Genomic DNA, 16,254 nt, shown 5'->3' on the forward strand with positions numbered 1-16,254 from the left:
TAGGTGGCTCCAATCGCGAGGAGCCGGCGGCTAGAGCTTGCCAGGAGAAAAAGAATCTGCAGTGATGTCCTTCAATGTCTTGTGCCGCACCCCACTCCGCAGTACTGTTTTGTTTCACAAATAGTTATTCTCATAGTGGGGAATCCCGGTGCGGGTTGTGAAGTCCTTATTTGCACAATAGGTGAATAATTGTGCGGCGGTGGGGAAGCGGCGGCTCGGGAAGTTCGAAGCTCGCCCGCTCGAACCTGCGGAACATCCCGCGGCCGTGAGCGACCTGGCGCCGCGACCGGCTCACGCGGTCGCGGCGCCCACGCCGATCCGGTAGAAGCGATCCGCCGTGCCCGCGAACACCGCGCGGCGCTCGGCGGGCGAGAGCTCGGACGTGAGCGCGTCGAAGGCCCCGTACAGGTCGGAGTACGTGCCGTAGAGGCCGTCCACCGGGAAGTTGCTGCCGAACATCGTGCGCTCGGCGCCGAACGCCTCGAGGGTGTCGAGCACGAACGGGCGGATCGACTGGCGCGTCCACGCGTGGTCGTTGGTTCCGAGGGCGCTGATCTTCACGGTGACGCCGGGCTGGGCGGCGACGGCCCGCATCCCCGCGCGCCAGGCGGCGACGGCGTCGCGGTCGCGCCCGATCGGCATGCCGGCGTGGTCGAGCACGATCGCGGTGCCCGGGAACCGTGCCGCCAGCGCCGCGGCATCGTGCAGCTGCGAGGGGAAGACCTGCAGGTCGAACGACAGGCCGAGGCCCTCCAGCCTGCCGAACGCCGCGAGCCACGCGGGATCCTGCATGACGTCGCCCCGGTCGCGGTGCGTGTAGACGGGGTCCGGGTGCCAGTTGAGGATGTCGCGGATCCCGCGCGTGACGGGGAACGCGGCGTGCTCCTCCAACAGGCGCGCGGCGTCGGGCCGCAGCAGGTCGACGTGCGCCACGTGCACGGTCGGCACGCGTCGCTCCCGGGACAGCCCGTCGATCCACGCGGTCTCGGCGAGCGCGTCCGCGGCGCCGTTCTCGACGTGGACGGAGGCGAGGAGGGTGACGTCGCGCGCGTCCTCGAGGTAGTCGTCGACGTCGTAGTCGCGGCGGAGCCGCAGGTCGTCGCCGTGGTAGCGCGTGGTCGGCGGGCCCTCGAGCCAGGGGTACGACCGGCGGAGGTCGGTGAGATGGTGGTGCGCGTCGACGATCTCGAGCTCAGGCACGGGGCGGGTCCTCCCGGTGGGGCAGGGCGGCGAGCCCCTCGAGCGCGGCGCGCACGACGGACCCGGGCGGGGGAGCGATGTCGACGAGCACGCCGCGCTCGTCGGGGTCGAGCCCCTCCAGCGCGGCGAGCTGCGAGAGGAGGAGGCCGGGCGGCATGAAGTGGCCCGTCCGGGCGGTGATCCGCCGCTCGAGCAGCGCGGGATCGCCGACCAGGTGCACGAAGTCGAGCCGGGCGCCGGATCCGTCGCGCAACGCGTCGCGGTACCGGCGACGCAGCGCCGAGCAGGCGACGACCGTGATGCCCGGCGCGGCGCCCGGCGGCGTGCCGTCTGCCGACGTGCCCTGGGCGAGCACCTCGGCGACCCGCGCCAGCCACGGCGCCCGGTCGGCGTCGTCGAGCGGCACACCCGCCGCCATCTTCGCGACGTTGGCGGGCGGGTGCAGGTCGTCGGCGTCGACGAAGCGCCCGCCGAGCGCGTCCGCGAGGCCCGCGCCCACCGTCGACTTGCCGCATCCGGAGACGCCCATCACGACGATGCCGCGGGCGCGGCCGGTCATCGTGCGGTCTCCGCGGCGCCGTCGGCCGGGTGCCGGTCGTCCCCGTCCCGCTGCGCGTGGCGCCCGGGTGCGGGCCGCCCGAGCGCGGCGATCGTCCGGTACACGCCCGTGTGGTCGAGGTCGCCGTCCCCGTCGTCGACCATGCGCGCGAACAGGTCGGCGACCGTCGCGGTGGTCGGCAGGGCGACCCCCGCGCGGTCGGCGGCCTCCGCGATGAAGCGCAGGTCCTTGAGCTGGTTGCGCGCGCTGCCGCTGGAGGCGAAGTCCTCGTCGATCCACTTGGCCGCGCGCTGCTCGAGCACGGCCGTGCGCGCCAGCCCGCCCTGCAGCAGCTCGACGACGACGGCCGGGTCGAGGCCGGCGCTGCGGGCGAGCAGCATCGCCTCGGAGACGACCGTCACGACGCCGGCGACCACGACCTGGTTGCAGGCCTTCGCCAGGGCGCCGGATCCGCTCGGCCCGAGGTGCCGCACCGTGCGGCCGAGGTGCGCGAGCAGCGGGGCGATGCGCGCCACGTCCTCCGCCTCGCCGCCGACCATGATGCTGAGGGTCCCGTCGTGCGCACCCGCGGTGCCGCCGCTGAGCGGCGCGTCGACGACGCGGATGCCGTGCTCCGCCCGGACGCGGGCGGCGAACGCGGCCACGCCGACGGGGGACACGGTGCCGTGGACGACGAGCAGCGGATCCGCGATGCCGGCCTCGCGCCACCCCGCGAGCAGCCCGTCGTCGCCGTCGAGGAGCGCTTCCACCTGGGGGAGGTCGGGCAGGACCGTGAGCGTGATCTCCGCGGCCGCCTCCCGCGGGGTCGCCGCGACGGTCGCGCCACGGGCCCCGAGCTCGGCGGCCGGGGACGCGGTGCGGTTCCAGACCACGAGCTCGCCGCGGGCCGCGAGGAGGCGCTCGGCCATCGGCGCGCCCATGGGCCCGAGCCCGAGGAGCGACACGCTCACGCGCCGGCCTCCAGGTCGAGGAGCTCGTGGGGCGCGACATCGTCGAGGTGCACGCGGGAGGCGAAGCCGAGCAGCTCGCGGGAGCGGGTCAGGTCGAGCGCGACGTCGCGTCCCGCGATCGGCCGGGTCGGGACGCCGGGGGCGTGCAGGCGGAGCGCCGTCGCGGTCGGGGTGCGGAGGTACGTGCGGGGTGCGGCCACGAGGATCCCCGGCGCGGGCGGCGTCTCGTGCAGGAGCGCGGCGAGGACGGCGCGCGCCGCATCCGACGCGTCGAGGTAGCTCCAGCCCTCCGCCGCCTGGCGACGCGGATCGGCGCCCACGGCCGCCCGGACGTGCGCGCCGAACACGCGCCCGCCGTCGGCCGTGATGTCGCGGACCAGCGGGAAGCGCAGGCACGTGACCGCGAGGCCCCAGGTGGCGTGCGCCATGCGCGCCGCGTCCTCGCTCGCCGCCTTGGAGAGCGAGTACTCGTCGGAGAGGTCGGGCGCGGAGTCCTCGTCGTACGGGAGCACGGGCGGCTGGGCGCGACGGGCGCCGAGCGGGTAGCCGTTCGCGTTGATGCTCGACGCGAGGACGACCTTCGCCACGCCCGCCGCGGCGGACCGCTCGAGCACCGCGAACGTCCCCACGACGTTGACCCGGTACGTCTCCACCGGATCCGCCATGCCGAGTCCCGCGTAGCCGCCGAGGTGCACGACCGCGTCCTGCCCGGCGACCGCTTCGGCGACGACCGCGCGTTCGGTGACATCGCCGACGACCGTGCGCGCGGCCGTCCCCTCCCGGGCGCCCGTCCGGTCGAGGACCGTGACCACGGCGCCCGCGTCCTGCAGCGCCCGGACGGTCGGGACCCCGATGAGCCCCGCGCCGCCGGTCACGAGGACCCGCGCGCCCGACAGGCCGGGCAGGGCGCCGCGCGTCATCGGTCGACCGCCGCCATCGAGGACGTGGCCGGTGCGCCGACCTCCTCCTCGCGCTGCCGTCGCCGCTTCGCCCGCGAGAGCATCGGCCAGCCCTTGCCGCCCTGGTCGAGCGTCACCGCGATGAGCACCACGAGGCCGGTCACGATCTGCTCGTAGAAGCTGGGGACGTTGAGGAGCACGAGGCCGTTGGTGAGCGCCCCGAGGATCAGCGCGCCCACGAGCGTGCCGGCGATGCGGCCCTCGCCGCCCATGAGGTTCGCCCCGCCGATGACCGCGGCCGCGATGGCCGTGAGCTGGTACGGGCTGCCGGCGTCGGGCTGCGCGGCGTCGATGCGCGCCACGATCACGAGCCCCGCGAGCCCGGAGAGCCCGCCGGCGATGCAGTACACGGCGATCTTCACGCGGTGCACGCGGACGCCCGAGAGCCACGCGGTCTCCTCGCTGCCGCCCACCGCGATCACGTTCTGCCCGAACACGGTCTTGCGCAGCAGCAGCCACGCGGCGACGCCGACGACCGCGACGACGATCACGACGATCGGCACGCCGCCCACGTAGCTGTTGAGCAGCAGGACGAACGCCGGCGGGATGTCGTACACGGGCTTGCCGTTCGTGGCGACGTACGCGGCGCCCTGGAACACGCTCATGGTGCCGAGCGTCGCGATGAACGGCGGGAGGCTGAGCTTCGTCACGAGCAGGCCGTTGACGGCGCCGGCGACGACGCCGAGCGCGATGCCCGCGACCAGCGCGGCCACGGGCGGCAGCCCGCTGCCCACCATGAGCGTCGAGCTGACGATGCCGACGAAGCTCGCCATCGCGCCGACCGCGAGGTCGATGCCGCCCGTGATGATCACGAAGGTGATGCCGATGCCGATGATGGCGTTCACGCTCGCCGAGACCGCCACGTCGCGGAGGTTGCCCACGGTGAGGAAGGCCGGGTTCAGCACGCCGAGGACGACGAAGAGCACGACGGCGGCGAGGTAGATGCCCACCGCCTGCAGGTTCAGCGCCCGCTTCGGGCGGGTGGGGATGCTCCGGGTCTCCGGCGAGGTCATGATGTTCCTTCCGCGACGCCCATGGCGTTCGCCACGATGCTCTGCTCGTTGATGTCGTCGCCCACGTGCTCGGAGACGAACCGGCCCGCCCTCATGGTGAGGACGCGGTCGCTGATGGAGATGATCTCGGGCAGGTCGCTCGAGACCACGATGACGGCGTGCCCGTCGGCGGCCAGCTGGTCGATGAGCTCGTAGATCTCGACCTTCCCGCCCACGTCCACGCCTTTGGTCGGCTCGTCGAAGAGGAAGACGCCGGCGCCCAGCCAGATCCACTTCGCGATGACGATCTTCTGCTGGTTGCCGCCCGAGAACTGGCGGGCGGCGAGGCGCACGTCGGCGGGGCGCAGCGACATGCGCCGGCCCATCTCCTCCGCGGTCGCGATCTGCTTCCGGGTGCTCACGAACGGACCGAAGCCGTTCAGCTGCCGGTCCGAGGTGAGCGCCACGTTGGCGTATGCCGGCGTCTGGAGCACGAGGCCCTGGTGCTTGCGGTCCTCCGGGATGAAGGCGATGCCCGCGTCGCGGCTGTCGCGCGGGGAGCGGATCCGCACCTCGCGTCCGCCCACGCGCACGGTGCCCGCGGAGCCCGCGTCCGCCCGGATCAGCGCCCGCAGGAACTCCGTGCGCCCGGATCCGACGAGCCCGGCGACGCCGACCACCTCGCCCCGGCGCACGGCCACGGACAGCGGCCCGACCCCCGAGGGATGCGTGACGCCGGTCGCCTCGAACTGCACGGGCGCGTCGGGCGCCACGGGGTGCTGCCGCGAGAACGACAGCAGCTCACGGCCGACCATGCGCCGCACGATGTCCTCCGAGGAGGTCTCCGCGATGGGCGCGTCGTAGGCCGGCCGGCCGTCGCGGAGGACGACGACGTTGTCGGAGACGCTCATCACCTCGGGCATCTTGTGCGAGACGTAGATGACGCCGACGCCGCGCCCGTGGGCGATCTCGCGGACGCGGGTCAGCACGCCGGCGACGTTGTGCTCGAGCATGCTCGTCGTCGGCTCGTCGAGCGCGACGATCCGCGCGTCGAACGCGAACGCGCGGGCGATGGTGAGCGCGTGCCGCTGGGCGGGGCTGAGGCGCGACACCGGCGTGCGCGCCTCCATCGGGAAGCCCATGAGCTCCACGTCCTGCAGCGCCCGGTCGACGTCCGCCTGCGCGGTCGCGCGCTGGCGGCGGGTGCGGCCGAGGAGCAGGTTCTGCATCACCGTGAGCTGCGGCACGATCGCCGGCTCCTGGTGCGCGATGCGGACGCCCTCGGCGAGGGCGCGGCGGGAGGTGTACTCCATCCGCCGGACCCCGTCGATGGTGATGGAGCCGCGGTCCGGGCGGAGCGCGCCGCCGAGGATGTTGAGCAGGGTGCTCTTCCCGGCGCCGTTCTCCCCGGCGAGGGTCGTGATCTCGCCACGGGCGAGCGTGAAGCTCACGTCCTCCAGCGCGCGCACGCCGGGGAACGACTTGGCGATGCCGCGGACCTCCAGCAGGGGCCGGTCCGATCCCGCGGGCGGCCGGCCCTCGAGGACGGGGGACGGCCGGACGACGCCGGTCACGGCATCCCGGTCGCGTACCGGGCCACGTTCTGGTCGTCGACGATGAACGCGGGCACGTCGACCCACGCCGGCACCTGCTTCCCGGCGAGCAGCCACAGCGCCACGTCGACGCCCGTGGCGCCCTCGGTGGTCGGCAGCTCGCTCACGGTCGCCGTGTACGAGCCCGCCTGGATCTGCTTCTTCGCCTGCGGGATGCCGTCGGTGCCCACGAGGAGCACCTTGCCCGTCAGCCCCTTCGCGTCGATGGCGGCCTGCACGCCGAGCGCCATGCCGTCGTTCTGCGAGTAGAAGGCCGCGATGTCGGGGTTGGCCGTGAGCATCGTGGTCGCGATCTCCTGCGCCTTCGTCTGGTCCCACGAGGCCGTCTGCGACGCCACGAGGTCGAGGCCGGGGTGGTTCGTGAGCGCCGCGGTGAAGCCGTCGCCGCGGTTGATGGCGTTCGACGAGCCCGGGTCGCCCTCGATCATCGCCACCTTGCCGCCGTCCGGCAGCTTCCCCGCGATGTAGTCGGCCGCCGTGCCGCCGATGGTGGTCGCGTCGGGCCCCACGTAGACGACGCCGGGCAGGCTGCTCTTGGCGTCGTTCAGGACGATGGCCGGGATGCCCGCCGCGAGCGCCGACTGGAACACCGAGTCGAGCCCGGTCGCGGAGATGGGGGAGGCGAGGATCGCGGAGCAGCCCTGGTTGAGCGCGCTCTTGGCCTTGTCGAGCTGCTCCGTGATGGACGACTCGTCGGTCACATCGAACGTCTGGAACTGCACGCCGAGGCGCTTCGCCTCGGCCTCGAAGCCGTCCCGCTCGTAGCCCCAGAACTCGTTCGAGAGGGTGCGGGTGACATAGCAGAGCTTGACGCCGTCCTTCGCGGCGGGCTCGCCGAGGGACGCCTTCACCTCGTCGACCGTGGACTTCGCGTCCGCGCTCACGAGGGAGGCGACGCCGCCGGATGCGGAGGACCCGCCGGCCGGCGCGTCGCCGTCGGGCGTCGCCGTGCATCCGGCGAGGAGGGCGACGGACGCGAGGCCGGCGAGGGCGAGCCGGGTCGTCCGGGAGGGGAGGAGCATGGTGGACCTTTCGTCATCGAAAAGCGGTGCGGGTGGGTCGTGCGGGGAGGGCTCCCGGGCGGCGCGCCCGGGAGCCGTGCGGCGATGCGGGGTCAGGACCGGAGCAGCGCCTCGGTCTCGCGGCGGAGCTCGATGGCCTCGGAGAGCGAGTCGTCGATGATCACGTCGGCCCAGCCCACGGTCTCGCCCTGGGCGATGTCGCGGGTCAGCTCCACGTGGTGGGCGAGCGCGACGGGGAGGGCGCCCGTCGCGACGGAGTGGCGGGCGGAGACGAGCTTGCCGTAGACCGTGAAGCCGCCCTCGCCGTCGAGGAGCTCGCCCGCCGTCAGGTCCTTCTTCGCGGTCGCGACGACGTCGCCGTAGAAGCCGTCGGGGTGGCCGGTGGAGATCCCGCGGAGGGCGGCGTTGGCGATCGACACGTTGAGCTCCAGGCCGACGTAGTGGTACGGCCGGTAGAGCGCCGCGTACCGCCCGGTGGGGTCCGGGTGCCAGGGGTACTCGTCGAAGCAGGTGGCGACGTAGTCGTTCGTGGCCTTGACCACGACGTAGACGCCCTCCTGCGTGTTGTGCGGGATGGGCGAGCCGTCGCGCTCGACGCTCGACATCACGTCGACCGTGCCCTCGTGGGCGAGGGCGCCGCCGAGGTCGCGCGGCCGGCCGATGGTGGCGATCTGCTCGACGTCGCCGGGAGTGAAGGTGAGCCCGGAGTCCGAGGGCACGAGGCCGGCCGCGTTCGCGACCGCGGCCATCTCGATGGCGGCCTTCGTGCCGTCGCGGAACGACGTGTGCATGTACGGGTTCAGCTGGCCCGAGTCGGTGAGCTCCTTGCTGAACTCCCAGTTCTCCCAGACGTTGTCGGGATTCATCTGGTGGTAGTGCTCGAGGTACTTGGCGCCCTTGCCGGCGCACACGACGTCGAAGCCGCTCGTGCGGGCCCAGTCGACGAGCTCCATGATGAGCGCCGGCTGGTCGCCGTACGCCATCGAGTACACGACGCCCGCGGCCTCGGCCCGCTTCTGCAGCGCGGGGCCGGCGAGGGCGTCCGCCTCGACCGTGACCATGATGATGTGCTTGCCGGTCGCGATCGCCCGCAGCGCGTGGTGCACGCCGACGATGGGGTTGCCCGTCGCCTCCACGATCACGTCGATGTCGCTCTCGAACAGCGCCGCGGCGTCCGCGACGATCGTGGTGGTGCGGTTCGCGAGCGCCTCGGGGATGTCGGCGGCGACCAGCTCGTCCGGCCAGTCGACGAGGGCGAAGGCGCCCCGTGCGCGCTCGGTGTTGATGTCGGCGATGGCGACGACGTGCACGCCGGGGATGTTGCGGGCCTGCGAGAGGTACATGGTGCCGTACCGGCCGGCGCCGATCAGCCCGATGCGGATGGGGCGGCCCTCGCGTTCGCGATCGCCGAGCAGCTTGTGCAGGTTCACTGAGACCTCCGGGTCCGGGCAGGCGGGGGACGTCGGCCGCCGGGGCGGAGGACGTCGTCGTCGCATGCGATGTGGGTGTGTCGACCGGTCACGGTGGAACCGGTACCAGTTTTGTACCACCGGGCGTAGGCTGTGTCAACGAGGACTCGATCCGCCTGCCCGGGCACGAGCGAGGCCCGACCGGAGGAGGTCGCGTGAGGAAGCCCGCCACGATCCGCGACGTCGCGCGCACGGCAGGCGTGTCCGTCTCCGTCGTCTCCCGAGTGCTCAACGACGGATCCGGTCCCGTCGCGGTCGACACCCGCCGGCGCGTCGTGGAGGCCATCGCCGAGCTCGACTTCCGGCCCCGCGCCGCGGCCCGCGAGCTCAGCCACGGGCAGGCCCTCGCGATCGGCCTGGTCCTCCCGGACCTCACGAACCCGTTCTTCGCGCGGCTCGCCGACCGCATCGTGTGGGAGGCCCGGGCGCGCGGCGCGCAGGTGCTCCTCATGACCACGCAGGAGGACGCGCACGTCGAGGGGGAGTCGCTGACGAGCCTCCTCGACCGCTCCGTGGGCGGCGTCATCGCGACCCCAGCGGGCGACAACCTCGAGAAGTGGGAGCGCCTCCGCCGGGCGGGCGTCGACATGGTGTTCGTCGACCGGACGCTCGACGGGCTCGACGACATCGACGTGGTCAGCATCCAGAACGACGCGTCCGCCGCGCGTGCCACGGACCACCTGGTCGCCCTCGGTCACACGCGCATCGCGATCATCTCGGGGCCGGCGGACACGTCCACGGGGCGGGCGCGCGTCGCCGGCTACCGCGCGTCGCTCCGGGCGGCGGGCATCGATGCCGACCCGGCGCTCGTGCGGGACGTGCCGTTCCGCGGCGACCTCGGGGCCGACGCGGTCACCGCGCTCCTCGCCCTGCCGGAGCCGCCGACCGCGCTCGTGGTGGCCAACACGGCGCAGGTCGGGGTGGCCGTGCGGCGGATCCAGCAGCTCGGCATCCGCGTGCCGGAGGACCTCTCGCTCGTGGTCTTCGACGACAACCCGTGGAGCGAGCTCGTCTCGCCGCCGCTCAGCGTCGTGCGGCAGCCCATCGACATGCTCGCCCGCCACAGCGTCGAGCTGGTGCTCGCGCGCATGCAGGGCCGGATCCCGTCGGAGCCGCAGCGCATCGAGGTGCAGGCCGACTTCGTGCCCCGGTCGAGCAGCGCGGCGCCGCCGGCGCGCTGACGCCCCGTCCATCCATCCACCACCCGCACCACCCGCACCGAGGAGATCCCATGTCCCAGCCCGTCGTCGTCACCGCCGTCTTCACGCCCGTCGAGGGGAGGCGGGACGAGGCCGTCGCGGCGCTGTCCCGCGGCATCGCCGAGGTGCACGGCGAGCCCGGCTGCGAGCTGTACGCGATCCACGACGCGCCCGACGGCACCATCGTCATGCTCGAGAAGTGGTCCTCCGGCGAGGAGCTCGCGGCCCACGGCGCGGGCGAGGTCGTCGCGCGGATGAACGCGTCGCTCGCGGGCCTGCTGCAGGCGCCGCCCGTCGTGACGGAGCTGGTGCCGATCCCGGCCGGGGACGAGCTCCAGGGCGCGCTCTGACCGGCGCGTGAGCGCGGGAGCCGGGCGTCGTGGCGCCCGGGTCCCGCTCATGTCGCCGGAGCCCGGGATCCGCGGGCAGCCGATCAGCGCGCGAGTCGGAACGGCGCGCGTGTGCCCCACGTGCCCCACCGCCAGAGCCACTCGAGCGGCCCCTGCGCGAACGCGCGCAGCCAGAGGGCGCTCGCGACGGCCTGCACCGCGAGGATCACGACGACCGCGAGCAGCATCGGCGTCCACGAGGTCGCGTGCGGCAGGTCGAGCAGGGCGCCCGCGGCGAGCATCAGCGGGGCGCCGGTCACGTAGTTGGTGAGGGCCATCCGGCCGAGCGGCGCGAACGCGACCTCGAGGGCGCGGGCCGCGCGCGTCGTCATGAGTAGCGACAGGAGCGCCACGTACGCGGCGGCGAGGGCGAGGCCGGCCGCGGCGGACTCCGTGCTGAAGCCGGAGTCGGCGATGGTCGTGACCTGCCACGCGACGAGCGGCGCGGCGGCGGCGAGGGCGATGACGAGCACGACGGCGGATCCGCGGCGCGAGCGGCCGATCGCCGGCACGACGCCGTACCGGGTCAGCGCGGACCCCGCGAGGAGCATCCCCGGGATGAGCGTCAGCCCGCCGCCGGCCACGACCACGCTGACCACGACGAGCGCGACGGCGGCCACGGCCGTGAGCGACCGCGGCAGCCACGTGCTCGGCAGCAGGACGACGAGGCCGGCGAGCGCGTACGGCAGGAGCGCCGATCCGTGCTGCAGGAACTCGAACGGGATCGCGATCGCGAGCAGGATCAGCAGGCGGCGGAGCAGCACGAGCCGCGGCCGGGCCGAGCGGCGCTCGGCGGACTCGACGATGAGCGCGAAGCCGATCCCGAACAGCAGCGCGAACACAGGGAAGAAGCGCTGCTGCACGAGGAGCTGGAGCCAGCCGCTCGTGGATCCGAGCGCGGCCATCTCGTAGAAGCCGGCGGCCGTGCCGAAGCGCGTCTGCGGGCCGATGTTCACGAGCATGATGCCGCAGAGGGCGACGCCGCGGATCACGTCGAGCGCGGCGACGCGGCGGGTGATGCCGGAGCGCGGGGCGGCGCCGCCGTCTTCGGAGCCGGAGCCGGGGCGGGGGTGGGGGCCGCGGCTGTTTCCGGTCGTGGCGGGATGCGTCGGGGCGGTGGTCATGCGGGCCTCTCGTCGGCGGGGCCCGCGTCTCGGGCCGACCGCCGTGATCCATGCTCGGGCCGGGCGCGCGGTGCGGCATCGGCCGTTCGGCCGGTCTCCGCGGATCGTTCCCGATGCCCGCGCGCCCGGCGCCGACCGGCGCGTCCGGCTCCGCGCCTCAGGGCCGCAGCAGCCCCGAGCTCCACGCCCACGCCGCGATCTCCACGCGGTTGCGGGCGTCGAGCTTCGCCTGCAGGGATCCGAGGTGCGACTTCACGGTGCCCAGCGAGATCACGAGCTCCGCGCCCACCTCCGCGTTCGTGCGGCCGCGCCCGACGAGCGCGGCGACCTCGAGCTCGCGGGCGGTGAGGTCCGGGTGCAGCGTGGCGGCGGAGCGCGGCGCGAGGTGCCGCAGCAGGCGCACCGTGACGGACGGGCTGATCAGCTGGTCGCCCGAGTGGGCCGCCCGCACGGCCTCGACGAGGAGGCCCGCCCCCGCGTCCTTGAGGAGGAACCCGGAGGCGCCGGCGCGGAGGGCGCCGTAGACGTACTCGTCGAGGTCGAAGGTCGTCGCGACGACCACCTTCACGGGCACGCGCGCGCGGGATCCGGCGAGCAGCCGCGTGAGCTCGAGCCCGTCCATGCGCGGCATGCGGATGTCGACGACCGCCACATCCGGCCGCAGGCGCTGCGCGGCCTCGAGCGCGGCGAGGCCGTCGCCGCACGACGCGACCACCGCGATGTCGGGCTCGCCCGCGAGGATCCCCTCGAGGCCGCGCAGCACGGAGGGGTGGTCGTCGGCGAGGAGCACGCGGATCGTCATGCGCCGGCGTCCCGGGGGAGGACGGCCCGGACGGTCCAGGTGCCCGCGACGGGCCCGGCGTCGAGGCGGCCGCCGAGGATCGCGGCGCGCTCGCGCATGCCGACGAGGCCGAGGCCCGCGGAACCGGGCACGGGGTCGGCGCCCGGCCGGCCGGTGCCCTCGAGCGGGCTGACGACGGTGAGGACCACGGCGTCGGCGTGCGGATCCTCGGCGAGCGTCACCCGGATCCGGTCGGCGCCGGGCGCGTGCCTGGTAGCGTTCGTGACCGACTCCTGCACGATGCGCGTCGCCGTCGCCCGCACCTCGGCGGGCAGGGGCGCGGCGGTGGTGTCCCGGAGCTCCGCGCGGCGGCCGGGGGCCGCGGCCTCCCACGTGTCGAGGAGCGCGCGGATCGCGTCGTCGGGCCCGTCGATGCCGTCGGCCAGCTCGGGATCGCGCTCCACGCCCGTGTCGCGCAGCGTCCGCACCCAGCGCCGCATGCTCGCGAGCGCCTCGCCGCCGGACTCCTCCATGCGCGCGAGCTCCGCGTCGAGCTCGGTGCCGGGAGCGTCGACGCGGCGGCGGGCGGCCTGGGCCAGGAGGATCATGCCGGTCACGCGGTTCGTGAAGTCGTCGTGCAGGTCGCGGGCCAGGCCGTCGCGCTCGCGCTGGGTGGCGACCGCGAGGGCGAGGCGGCGCTCGGCGTCGGCGTTCCGCAGCGTCGCGCCCACGGCGAGCGCGCACGCGACGACGGCGACCAGCAGGATCCCGAAGGTGGCGGTGTCCGCCGACAGCAGCCGCACCGGGAGGGTCACGGTCGCGAGCGCCACGAGCGCGACCGCCGCCGCGCCGCGCGCGCCGACGGCCCGACGCGTGGTCGCGACGACCGCGACGAGCAGCACGAGCCCCTCGCTGAGCGCGAAGGGCGCGGCGATGCCGGACGCGGCGAGCGGCACGGTCGCGAGCGTCGCCGCAGCCGCGACGGCGCCGACCGTCCACACGGGGACCCGCCCGCGGGCGACGAGCGCCGCCAGCGCCACCACGGCCACGAGGTACAGGCACTGGCCGACGGATCCGGACACCGCGGCGTCGAGGAGCAGCAGGCCGCCGAGGGCGACGCCGTACCCGATCCGCACGCCGCGCGGGAGGTCGCCGCCGGCCGACGCGGTGCGCGCGGGCCGTCGCGAGGGGGATCGGGTCACCCCGCCAGCATCGCAGCCCGGCGGCGGGGGAGACGACGCGTCGGCCCGCGCGCGCTTCGGGCAGGGTGATCCGGTGCCCACGACGCGCTCCCGCCGCTCCCGCCTGCTCCGCCGCCTCGCCGTCGCGCTCGCCGCGGCGGTCGTCCTCCTCGTCGGCGGGACCCTCGCCGCCGCGCCGCTCCTCGAGAAGCACGGCATCTACGTCATCCCGCCGTCGCCGCAGCGCTACGCCGACATCGCGGTCGACCGGATGGAGGACGGCCTCGCGGCGGATCCGGCCACGGTCGCCGAGGTGCGGGCCCGCGTCGCCGCGAAGGTCGCCGACGCCCGCAGCTACGGCGCCACCTACCCGGCGCTGAGGAAGGCGGTCACGCAGCTCGGCGGGGACCACAGCGCGTTCCTCACGCCGGACGAGGCGGCGGTCGAGTTCCGGGGAGCGCCGCCGACGACCGGCGGCCCCGAGCCTCGGCCCACCGTGACGACGGCCGACGGGATCACGACGATCGTCGTCCCGACCCTCGTCGGCGGGGACGACGCGGCGCACCAGCGCTACATCGACGCGGGCGCCCAGGCGCTCGTGGCCGCCGCGCCCACGACGACCCGCGGGTGGGTCGTGGATCTCCGCGGGAATCGCGGCGGGGACATGTGGCCCATGCTCGCCGCCCTGTCGCCGCTCCTCGACGAGGGCGAGGTCATGTCCTTCGAGTCCTCCGACACGTCCCTCCCCGTCACGGTGCAGGGCGGCGCCGTCGCCGACGACGGGAAGGTCATCGAGACGAGCGCCGCGGGCCGGGTGCCCGGGAGCCTGCCGATCGCCGTGCTCACCGACGGCATGACCGGGAGCTCCGGCGAGGCCGCCGCCCTCGCGTTCGTCGGCCAGGCGGGGGTCCGCTCGTTCGGGCAGCCGACCTACGGGTTCAGCACGGCGAACGAGCCGCGGACCCTGTTCGACGGCGCGATCGTGAACCTCACGAACGCCGTGGACGCGGATCGCACGGGGAAGCGCTACGGCGTGCCCATCGTCCCGGACGTCGTGGTCGACGACGCGGGGATCACCGCCGCGGTCGACGCCTGGTTCGACGCGCCGCGGTAGTCGGGCCGGGCGGGACCGGGCTCAGCCCACCTCGACCAGCGTGATGCCGGCCGAGCGGTCGCCCGACGCGAGCGCCTCGAGCGCGGCCGGGGCGTCGTCGAGCGGGATCCGGTGCTCGATGAGCAGCTCGGGGCGGAGCGCGCCCGACGCCACGAGCGCCATCAGCTCCGGGTAGTCGTGCGCGGGCATGCCGTGGCTGCCGTGCAGGCTCAGCTCCTGGCTGATGACGAACGGCACCGGCACCGCCGGCTCGCTCGCGAACAGCCCGATCTGCACCTGCCGGCCGGTCGGCGCGAGCGCGAGCAGGCTGATCCGCAGCGTGGACTCACGGCCCAGCGCCTCGACGGAGACCTGCACGCCGTCGGGGGAGACGGCGCAGATCGCGTCGAGCACGTCGAGCTCCGCGAGGCCCGACGAGTCGATCGTGTACTCGGCCCCCAGCTCGGAGGCGCGCGAGAGGGCCGCCGGGTCGATGTCGACGGCGATGACCTCCGCGCCGACCGCGACCCCGATCATCACGGCGCTGAGGCCGACGCCCCCGCAGCCGACGACGAGCAGGCGCTCGCCGCGCTGCAGCCGGGCGCGGTGCACGAGGCCGCGGAAGGCGGTGGCGAAGCGGCAGCCGAGGAGCGCGGCGGCGCCGGCGTCGAGGCCCTCGGGCACGGGGATCAGGTTGACGTCGGCGTCGTGCAGCGCCACCAGCTCGGCGAACGAGCCCCAGTGCGTGAAGCCCGGCTGCGTCTGGTCCCGGCACACCTGGCCGTTGCCGGCGCGGCACTCCTCGCAGCGGCCGCAGGCGCAGACGAAGGGGACCGTGACGCGATCGCCGACGTGGAAGCGGGTGACCTCGGGGCCGACCGCGTGGATCCGCCCCACCAGCTCGTGCCCCGGCACCTGCGGGAGGGCGATGCCGTCGTCGTGCCCGAGCCAGCCGTGCGCGTCGCTGCGGCAGACGCCCGTGGCCTCGACGCGGACGACGACGCCGGCGGGGGAGGGGACGGGGTCGGGCAGCTCGCGGACGACCGGGGTCGTGCCGAACTCCTCGTAGACGACGGCGCGCATGGGGGCTCCTCGGGGCAGGCGGGGCCCGACGGGGTCGGGCGGACGGGCCCGTCCACGGTATCCGACGGCGCGGGCGGTGCCCGTCGCGGGACGGGCGGTCCCTGCTCCGCTGGCCCGGCCGCGTCGGCTACGCGGGCTCCGCCGCGTCGAGGGACGCGAGGTGCTCCGCGTTGCCGCGGATGGCGGGCAGGTAGCGCTGCAGCTCCGGGTCGGGCACGCGGTCGGCGACGACCAGGAGGATCCGCGCGAGCGCCGCATCCGCCCGCCCCGCCGCGTGCAGCGTCAGCGCCTCGAACACGGCGAGCGACGACGAGTCCGGGAACTCGGCCCGCACCCGCGCGAACAGCGCGAGCGACTCGTCGACGCGCCCGAGGTTCCGCAGCGTGCTGCCGTGCTGGAGGTAGCAGCGGCGGCGGATGTCGCCCGTGAGACCCTGCGCCTCCGCGCGCTCGTAGAGCTCGAGCGCCCGGGCCTCCTCGCCCGCGGTGTCGTAGGCGCCGCCGACCTCGTAAAGCACGCGGGCGTCGTCCGGGTGCCGCTCCAGGAGGGGGAGGAGGGCGGCGATGGTCGGGCCCATGTCGTCGCGGTCGCGCGCGGCGACGATGCGGTCGAGCTGGGCGTCGAGGGTCTCGGGCATGGA

At 74.7% G+C, this 16,254-nt stretch carries 16 protein-coding genes; 3 read left to right on the top strand and 13 right to left on the bottom strand.

The genetic code is table 11. The features are described 5' to 3' along the window. Positions 1-291: 291 nt before the first annotated feature. The 8 genes from PED38_RS09695 to PED38_RS09730 form a co-directional block, all read right to left on the bottom strand. Complete coding sequence (locus PED38_RS09695) at positions 292-1,200, bottom strand: amidohydrolase family protein (RefSeq protein WP_270981017.1); 909 nt, start codon at positions 1,198-1,200, stop codon at positions 292-294. After that, positions 1,193-1,759 (bottom strand): gluconokinase, encoded by a 567-nt coding sequence (locus PED38_RS09700; protein WP_063070657.1) that lies wholly within the window; start codon positions 1,757-1,759, stop codon positions 1,193-1,195. The genes PED38_RS09695 and PED38_RS09700 overlap by 8 nt, the downstream gene beginning before the upstream one ends. Continuing rightward, the gene (locus tag PED38_RS09705; RefSeq protein ID WP_270981019.1) at positions 1,756-2,709 is read right to left on the bottom strand and encodes an NAD(P)-dependent oxidoreductase; all 954 of its coding nucleotides are present in this window, start codon (positions 2,707-2,709) and stop codon (positions 1,756-1,758) included. The genes PED38_RS09700 and PED38_RS09705 overlap by 4 nt, the downstream gene beginning before the upstream one ends. After that, positions 2,706-3,629 carry an NAD-dependent epimerase/dehydratase family protein gene (locus PED38_RS09710; protein WP_270981020.1) on the bottom strand — a complete coding sequence of 308 codons (924 nt, stop codon included), beginning with the start codon at positions 3,627-3,629 and terminating at the stop codon, positions 2,706-2,708. The genes PED38_RS09705 and PED38_RS09710 overlap by 4 nt, the downstream gene beginning before the upstream one ends. After that, positions 3,626-4,681, bottom strand: a complete 1,056-nt coding sequence (locus PED38_RS09715) for an ABC transporter permease (RefSeq protein ID WP_063070655.1) — start codon at positions 4,679-4,681, stop codon at positions 3,626-3,628. The genes PED38_RS09710 and PED38_RS09715 overlap by 4 nt, the downstream gene beginning before the upstream one ends. Continuing rightward, entirely contained in the window at positions 4,678-6,234 is a 1,557-nt protein-coding gene (locus tag PED38_RS09720; protein ID WP_063070654.1) for a sugar ABC transporter ATP-binding protein, read from the bottom strand. Before PED38_RS09720 ends, PED38_RS09715 begins: the two co-directional genes overlap by 4 nt. Further along, positions 6,231-7,295, bottom strand: a complete 1,065-nt coding sequence (locus tag PED38_RS09725) for a sugar ABC transporter substrate-binding protein (RefSeq protein WP_063070653.1) — start codon at positions 7,293-7,295, stop codon at positions 6,231-6,233. The genes PED38_RS09720 and PED38_RS09725 overlap by 4 nt, the downstream gene beginning before the upstream one ends. A 92-nt stretch (positions 7,296-7,387) precedes the next feature. Then, positions 7,388-8,725 carry an NAD(P)H-dependent oxidoreductase gene (locus PED38_RS09730; protein ID WP_063070652.1) on the bottom strand — a complete coding sequence of 446 codons (1,338 nt, stop codon included), beginning with the start codon at positions 8,723-8,725 and terminating at the stop codon, positions 7,388-7,390. A 194-nt stretch (positions 8,726-8,919) separates the two neighbouring features. Here PED38_RS09730 and PED38_RS09735 point away from each other — a divergent pair, with 194 nt between their 5' ends. Next, positions 8,920-9,945, top strand: a complete 1,026-nt coding sequence (locus PED38_RS09735) for a LacI family DNA-binding transcriptional regulator (protein WP_063070651.1) — start codon at positions 8,920-8,922, stop codon at positions 9,943-9,945. A gap of 50 nt (positions 9,946-9,995) precedes the next feature. Next, positions 9,996-10,313: a putative quinol monooxygenase gene (locus tag PED38_RS09740; protein WP_063070650.1), complete on the top strand. Its 318-nt coding sequence runs from the start codon at positions 9,996-9,998 to the stop codon at positions 10,311-10,313. Positions 10,314-10,396: 83 nt separating this feature from the next. Here PED38_RS09740 and PED38_RS09745 read toward each other — a convergent pair whose 3' ends face one another. The 3 genes from PED38_RS09745 to PED38_RS09755 all read right to left on the bottom strand — a co-directional run bounded on the left by PED38_RS09745 (position 10,397) and on the right by PED38_RS09755 (position 13,459). Further along, a complete protein-coding gene (locus PED38_RS09745; RefSeq protein WP_270981022.1) occupies positions 10,397-11,476 on the bottom strand; it encodes a DUF418 domain-containing protein in 1,080 nt (359 codons plus the stop codon). A gap of 157 nt (positions 11,477-11,633) precedes the next feature. Continuing rightward, positions 11,634-12,278 carry a response regulator transcription factor gene (locus PED38_RS09750; protein WP_270981023.1) on the bottom strand — a complete coding sequence of 215 codons (645 nt, stop codon included), beginning with the start codon at positions 12,276-12,278 and terminating at the stop codon, positions 11,634-11,636. Beyond that, positions 12,275-13,459: a sensor histidine kinase gene (locus tag PED38_RS09755; RefSeq protein ID WP_270981024.1), complete on the bottom strand. Its 1,185-nt coding sequence runs from the start codon at positions 13,457-13,459 to the stop codon at positions 12,275-12,277. The genes PED38_RS09750 and PED38_RS09755 overlap by 4 nt, the downstream gene beginning before the upstream one ends. A gap of 73 nt (positions 13,460-13,532) precedes the next feature. On the opposite strand from PED38_RS09755, the gene PED38_RS09760 reads away from it, so the two are divergent. Beyond that, on the top strand, positions 13,533-14,552 hold the full coding sequence (locus tag PED38_RS09760) for a S41 family peptidase (RefSeq protein WP_270981025.1): 1,020 nt from the start codon (positions 13,533-13,535) through the stop codon (positions 14,550-14,552). 21 nt (positions 14,553-14,573) lie between these two features. Here PED38_RS09760 and PED38_RS09765 read toward each other — a convergent pair whose 3' ends face one another. Further along, positions 14,574-15,614, bottom strand: a complete 1,041-nt coding sequence (locus PED38_RS09765) for a zinc-dependent alcohol dehydrogenase family protein (RefSeq protein ID WP_270981026.1) — start codon at positions 15,612-15,614, stop codon at positions 14,574-14,576. A 127-nt stretch (positions 15,615-15,741) separates the two neighbouring features. Continuing rightward, on the bottom strand, positions 15,742-16,251 hold the full coding sequence (locus PED38_RS09770; RefSeq protein WP_063070645.1) for a tetratricopeptide repeat protein: 510 nt from the start codon (positions 16,249-16,251) through the stop codon (positions 15,742-15,744). Positions 16,252-16,254 lie beyond the last annotated feature (3 nt).

The organism is Clavibacter sp. CT19 (assembly GCF_027858075.1).
Taxonomy (GTDB): Bacteria; Actinomycetota; Actinomycetes; order Actinomycetales; family Microbacteriaceae; genus Clavibacter; species Clavibacter tessellarius_A.

Coding starts and splice junctions, on each gene's coding strand:
- PED38_RS09725 (WP_063070653.1), bottom strand. CDS start 7,295: ATGCTCCTCCCCTCCCGGACGACCCGGCTCGCCCTCGCCGGCCTCGCG.
- PED38_RS09750 (WP_270981023.1), bottom strand. CDS start 12,278: ATGACGATCCGCGTGCTCCTCGCCGACGACCACCCCTCCGTGCTGCGC.
- PED38_RS09770 (WP_063070645.1), bottom strand. CDS start 16,251: ATGCCCGAGACCCTCGACGCCCAGCTCGACCGCATCGTCGCCGCGCGC.
- PED38_RS09740 (WP_063070650.1), top strand. CDS start 9,996: ATGTCCCAGCCCGTCGTCGTCACCGCCGTCTTCACGCCCGTCGAGGGG.
- PED38_RS09745 (WP_270981022.1), bottom strand. CDS start 11,476: ATGACCACCGCCCCGACGCATCCCGCCACGACCGGAAACAGCCGCGGC.
- PED38_RS09765 (WP_270981026.1), bottom strand. CDS start 15,614: ATGCGCGCCGTCGTCTACGAGGAGTTCGGCACGACCCCGGTCGTCCGC.
- PED38_RS09715 (WP_063070655.1), bottom strand. CDS start 4,681: ATGACCTCGCCGGAGACCCGGAGCATCCCCACCCGCCCGAAGCGGGCG.
- PED38_RS09700 (WP_063070657.1), bottom strand. CDS start 1,759: ATGACCGGCCGCGCCCGCGGCATCGTCGTGATGGGCGTCTCCGGATGC.
- PED38_RS09710 (WP_270981020.1), bottom strand. CDS start 3,629: ATGACGCGCGGCGCCCTGCCCGGCCTGTCGGGCGCGCGGGTCCTCGTG.